The sequence below is a fragment of the Methylophaga sp. UBA5088 genome (genome assembly GCF_002414625.1).
Taxonomy (GTDB): domain Bacteria; phylum Pseudomonadota; class Gammaproteobacteria; order Nitrosococcales; family Methylophagaceae; genus Methylophaga; species Methylophaga marina.
On record NZ_DIAC01000049.1, the window covers coordinates 17,699 to 23,513 of the forward strand.

General features: G+C 45.8%; 6 protein-coding genes. 5 read left to right on the top strand and 1 reads right to left on the bottom strand.

Annotation, left to right across the window (positions count from 1 at the left end; all coding sequences use genetic code 11):
- From B4K20_RS06655 to B4K20_RS06670, 4 genes are all read left to right on the top strand, one after another.
- A partial coding sequence (locus B4K20_RS06655; protein ID WP_289282326.1) for an NADH-ubiquinone oxidoreductase-F iron-sulfur binding region domain-containing protein occupies window positions 1-735 on the top strand: 735 nt, incomplete at its 5' end.
- Between the two features lie 10 nt (window positions 736-745).
- Window positions 746-3,619 (top strand): formate dehydrogenase subunit alpha, encoded by a 2,874-nt coding sequence (fdhF, locus tag B4K20_RS06660; protein WP_289282327.1) that lies wholly within the window; start codon window positions 746-748, stop codon window positions 3,617-3,619.
- Complete coding sequence (fdhD, locus tag B4K20_RS06665) at window positions 3,619-4,449, top strand: formate dehydrogenase accessory sulfurtransferase FdhD (RefSeq protein ID WP_289282328.1); 831 nt, start codon at window positions 3,619-3,621, stop codon at window positions 4,447-4,449. Before fdhF ends, fdhD begins: the two co-directional genes overlap by 1 nt.
- Before the next feature lie 13 nt (window positions 4,450-4,462).
- On the top strand, window positions 4,463-4,717 hold the full coding sequence (locus B4K20_RS06670; protein ID WP_289243807.1) for a formate dehydrogenase subunit delta: 255 nt from the start codon (window positions 4,463-4,465) through the stop codon (window positions 4,715-4,717).
- A 63-nt stretch (window positions 4,718-4,780) separates the two neighbouring features.
- Here B4K20_RS06670 and B4K20_RS06675 read toward each other — a convergent pair whose 3' ends face one another.
- A complete protein-coding gene (locus tag B4K20_RS06675; RefSeq protein WP_289282329.1) occupies window positions 4,781-5,167 on the bottom strand; it encodes an acyl-CoA thioesterase in 387 nt (128 codons plus the stop codon).
- A 108-nt stretch (window positions 5,168-5,275) separates the two neighbouring features.
- On the opposite strand from B4K20_RS06675, the gene B4K20_RS06680 reads away from it, so the two are divergent.
- Window positions 5,276-5,815 (top strand): PQQ-binding-like beta-propeller repeat protein (locus tag B4K20_RS06680; protein WP_289282330.1); only part of this gene is annotated, 540 nt, incomplete at its 3' end.

Sequence of the window (5,815 nt, forward strand, 5' to 3'; positions counted from 1 at the left end):
ATCTGTGGTGAAGAGACTTCTTTATTAGACAGCCTCGAAGGCAAACGTGGTCTAGTCAGAGCCAAGCCACCATTGCCAGCAATTGTCGGTCTATTCGGACAACCGACAGTAGTGAATAACGTACTTTCATTTGCTGCTGTGCCTTACATTTTGGATAAAGGTGGTCAGTCTTATGCTGACTATGGCATGGGACGCTCTCGCGGCACATTACCTTTGCAACTGGCAGGTAATGTAAAACAAGGAGGGCTGGTTGAACTGGCTTTCGGTATCAGTCTGCGTGAATTAATGGAAGATTTTGGCGGTGGTACGCTGACCGGTAAACCATTGAAAGCGGTTCAAGTCGGTGGGCCATTAGGCGCTTATCTACCAGCAAGCCAATGGGATACACCTGTTGATTATGAAGAGTTCGCTGCCGTTGGTGCCGTATTAGGACATGGTGGTGTCGTGATGTTTGACGAAACCGTGGATATGGGAGAACAAGCTCGTTTTTCAATGGAATTTTGTAAAGTCGAGTCTTGTGGCAAATGTACGCCATGTCGAATCGGCTCCACACGTGGTGTAGAAGTGATTGACCGCATACGTAGTGGTGAAAATGCTAACGCGAATTGGGTCTTACTCGAAGACCTATGCGAAACCATGATAGACGGCTCTCTTTGCGCTATGGGAGGAATGACACCATTCCCTGTCCAGAGCGTGATGAAATATTTCCCAGAAGAACTCAGCGCAGCGCGCTAGGAGTGACGACATGAGAATTGAAACATTTAATCCAAATAAAGACTACGGTACACCAGCTCGTGTATCGGAGACCTTAGTAACAGTAGAAATTGATGGCGTGGAAATCACGGTTCCAGAAGGAACGTCAGTGATGCGTGCCGCCTCATTAGCGAATATCAATATTCCAAAATTATGTGCCACCGACAATCTGGAATCCTTTGGTTCCTGTCGTTTATGTGCTGTTCAAATTGAAGGGCGACGTGGTTACCCAGCTTCATGTACAACAACTGTTGATGAAGGTATGAAAGTCACCACGCAAAACAGCAAGTTAGCGAAATTACGCAGAAATGTGATGGAGCTGTACATCTCGGACCATCCTCTGGATTGTTTGACTTGCCCTGCCAACGGTAACTGTGAACTACAGGACATGGCTGGCGATGTAGGGCTGCGTGAAGTGCGTTATGGCTATCAGGGTGAAAACCATCTCGATAGTGAAAAAGACAATTCCAATCCGTATTTTAGTTTTGACCCAAGCAAATGTATCGTTTGTTCGCGTTGTGTACGTGCCTGTGAAGAAGTACAGGGCACCTTCGCTTTAACCATTGATGGTCGTGGTTTTGATTCGAAAGTGGCTGCGGGTCAAGATGAAGACTTTATGGATTCAGAGTGTGTGTCTTGTGGTGCCTGTGTACAGGCATGCCCAACGTCCACCCTGATGGAGAAAAGTATCATCGAAATGGGGCAACCTGAACACAGTGTTGTCACTACATGTGCCTATTGCGGTGTCGGTTGCTCATTCAAAGCAGAAATGAAAGGCGATCAGGTTGTTCGCATGGTGCCTTATAAAGGCGGTGATGCGAACCATGGTCACTCTTGTGTGAAAGGCCGTTTTGCCTTTGGTTATGCGACACATAAAGACCGCATTAAAGCGCCAATGATTCGTGAGTCAATCACAGAGCCTTGGCAGGAAGTCAGCTGGGAAGAAGCGATTAACTTTGCAGCAACGCGTTTAAAAGATATTCAAGCGAAATATGGTCGTGAAAGTGTCGGGGGTATTACCTCATCACGTTGTACTAATGAAGAAAGTTATCTGGTTCAAAAATTAGTTCGTGCGGCGTTTGGTAATAACAACACGGATACCTGTGCACGCGTATGTCATTCACCAACTGGTTATGGTTTGAAAGTCACCATGGGTGAATCTGCGGGTACGCAGAACTTCGATTCTGTGATGAAATCTGATGTCATCATGGTTATCGGTGCTAACCCAACAGATGCGCATCCGGTGTTTGGTTCTTTAATGCGTCGTCGTCTGCGTGAAGGGGCTGATCTGATCGTGGCCGATCCACGTCATATTGATCTGCTAAAAACACCACATCTGAAAAAAGCACAGCATTTAGCCTTACGTCCTGGTTCTAATGTGGCATTGGTCAATGCTATTGCCCACGTTGTGGTGACCGAAGGACTGGAAGACAGAGCGTTTGTTGAAAAACGTTGTGATATGGAAAGCTATGAAAAATGGCGTGAGTTCATTCGTGATGAACGTCATTCACCTGAAGCGGTTGAAGCAACAACAGGTGTTGCGGCAGACAAAGTGCGTCAAGCGGCCAGAACTTACGCGACAGCGAAGAACGGTGCGATTTACTACGGTCTTGGTGTTACCGAACATAGCCAAGGTTCAACCATGGTCATGGGTATTGCTAACCTCGCCATGGCAACGGGTAATATCGGTCGTGAAGGTGTGGGTGTTAACCCATTACGTGGTCAGAATAATGTGCAAGGTTCATGTGATATGGGCTCGTTCCCACATGAGCTGCCAGGTTATCAGCACGTTTCAGATGACACAGCACGCACACACTTCGAATCAGTCTGGGGTGTGAAACTGGATAATGAGCCAGGCCTGCGTATTCCAAACATGTTTGATTCAGCCATTGCTGGCGAATTTAAAGCTTTATATGTTCAGGGTGAGGATATTGCTCAGTCTGATCCTGGCACGCAACATGTTGAAAAAGCCTTGCGTTCTTTAGAGTGCTTGATTGTTCAAGATCTGTTCCTGAATGAAACAGCCAAGTTCGCTCATGTGTTATTGCCGGGGTCTTCATTCCTGGAGAAAAACGGTACATTCACTAACGCGGAGCGTCGTATCAACCGAGTACGTAAAGTGATGCCAGCATTAGCCGGTAAGGAAGACTGGGAAATCACAGTCGATTTATCGAATGCTCTCGGTTATCCAATGCATTACAACCATCCATCAGAAATTATGGATGAAATTGCCTCGCTGACACCGACCTTTACCGGTGTGAACTATGATCGTCTTGACGAGTTGGGCAGTATTCAATGGCCATGTAATGATGAAAATCCAGTTGGCATGCCAACCATGCATGTGGATGACTTCCCGATTGGTAAAGGTCGTTTCAGTGTTACAGAGTATGTAGCAACGGATGAACGTACTAACAGTCGTTTCCCATTATTACTGACCACAGGCCGTATCTTGTCTCAATACAATGTAGGCGCTCAAACGCGTCGTACAGAGAATCAGGCCTGGCATGATGAGGATGTGTTAGATATTCATCCATCTGATGCTGAGTTACGTGGTATTAAGGAAAACGATTGGTTGGGTATCACCAGCCGGGCCGGACAAACGGTACTGCGTGCTCGCATTACCGATAAAGTCCTACCGGGCGTCGTGTACACCACATTCCATCATCCTGGAAGTGGTGCCAACGTCATTACCACTGACAACTCTGACTGGGCGACGAACTGTCCTGAATATAAAGTGACAGCTGTTCAGGTTGAGAGAGTCAGCCAACCTTCAGAGTGGCAGCAAAACTTCAAATCATTTGAAGCGTTGCAGATGAAACTACTGAAAGGGGCAGACACCGCTCATTCAGAGGTAGAAGCTGAGTAATGACAGGCGTTGATAAAACGACAGTTGATGTTGAGGTAGCCGTTCATAAAGATGAATCGGCTACCCAATATCAGCATGACGATATTGCTGTTGAAACACCTGTTGCTCTGGTTTACAACACGATCTCTCATGCGGTGATGATGGCGACACCGTCCGATTTAGCTGATTTTGCTCTGGGGTTTAGTTTGACCGAGGATATTGTGGATAACGCCGAACAGGTCAGCCATATTCATGTGCAGTCAAACAGTAATGGCATCAGCGTTCGTTTGATGATTGATGATGAAAAGTTTGATGCTTTACGTGAACGTCGACGCAGCTTAGTCGGCCGAACCGGCTGTGGTTTATGTGGTGTTGAATCACTCAAACAAGCTATCCGACCGATCCAGCCTGTTCAGTCGGTGCAAGTTTCAGATGATGTGATTCAGATTGGATTGAATAACATCAAACAACATCAACAGCTGCAACAAGTGACAGGGGCAACTCATGCTGCTGCCTGGTGTGATCTTGAAGGTAATATCATACTGACAAGAGAAGATGTCGGCCGACACAATGCACTGGATAAATTAATCGGTGCACATGTTAAAGCCGGCTTATCACCACATGAAGGCTTTGTATTGGTCACCAGTCGTGCCAGCTATGAGATGGTGCAAAAAGCAGCCAGTGCCGGTTTTGGTTGTCTGGTAGCGGTCTCGGCACCAACTTCACTTGCAATTGAGCAAGCCCAGCAGGTTGGTTTGAAACTGGTTGGCTTTGCCCGTTCTGGTCGTCATGTCATTTATCACGATCCGTTTACTCAACATGATCACGAAACAGCCCGCAGGGCAATGTAAGGAAAGTAACAAAATGAGTCATAGTCCGGTTGAAACTTTGATCAAAATGATTAACCAAATCGCGGCAAACAATCGCGCTTATGAAGACAAAGAGGCAGCAGAACGTGTTGCCAGTCATATCAAACGCTTTTGGGCCAGAAAAATGAAAGAAGATTTAGTGGAATATCTGGATGCCGGTGGCACTGAGCTTGATCCCATCGCGAAAGACGCGGCAGAGCAGGTGAAAAGTGGTATGCAACAAGCCGCTGCTACCAAGCAAGCTGTCTGATTGAACTTATCATCTTAAACATCAATATAAGGCCGTTAAGGCCTTATATTTTATGTAGCGCTCTTATTCCTGTGTAATAGCGGCTGGCTGGCGGTTTTCATCAATATGCACATAGACAATGTCAGCTTCCGCCACCTTCATTGTTGTTTCTTTTTTTCCATCACGACGTTCAATTAATACTGTCACCTTCACCGTAATAGAAGATGTGCCAATACGCATGGTATCCACATAAATACTGACAATATCAGCAACTAGCACAGGCGCAATAAACTGAAAATTATTGACGGCGACAGTCACAACTCGGCCGCCGGCAATTCGATGAGCGTAAATCCCTCCGGCGATATCACATTGCGACATTAACCAACCACCAAAAATATCACCAGCGATATTCACATCACTGGGCTTGGCCATAATCCGTAAAACTGCATGTTTATCTTGTGGTAATTCCATTGCCAATCCTTAAACGAAAAATGATTTTTATTGAGTGTTGTTATAATAAAAATACAAGGACTTCTCATGTATAGTGACTTTTACTTAGCATAGTAAATGGAGCGGATGATGAAATTAAGACAGCTTTGTATCGTCGTTATTTTCAGTTTAGTAGCTGTCCAAGCTCATGCTGAAGATAATCAATGGCCAGTGTTTGGTGGTAATCAATGGCATCAAAGACATTCACCGCTCACACAAATCAATCAAGATACGATCCAGAATTTACAACCAGCATGGCAATATCAAAGTGGTGTTAAAGCCACTTTTCAGGCAACGCCGATTGTCAAAGATAAGGTGATGTATTTGTCCTTACCTTTTAATGATGTGGTGGCATTAGATGCCAAAACCGGACAACAAATATGGCGTTACCATCATGAGCGAATCACATCGCGGGAAATGTGTTGTGGTCCCGCTAACCGTGGTGTTGCTGTTGATGAGTCTTATGTTTATATGGGCACAGTAGATGGTCGATTAATTGCGCTAGATCGCCAAACTGGCAAGCTTGCCTGGGACAGAGATGTCACGATGGGCGAGAGTGGCATTCAGGAAGATATCAATACGCTGGGAGATGAGACTAAAGGCACAGTATCGGGTAAGTCTGGTGCCGGT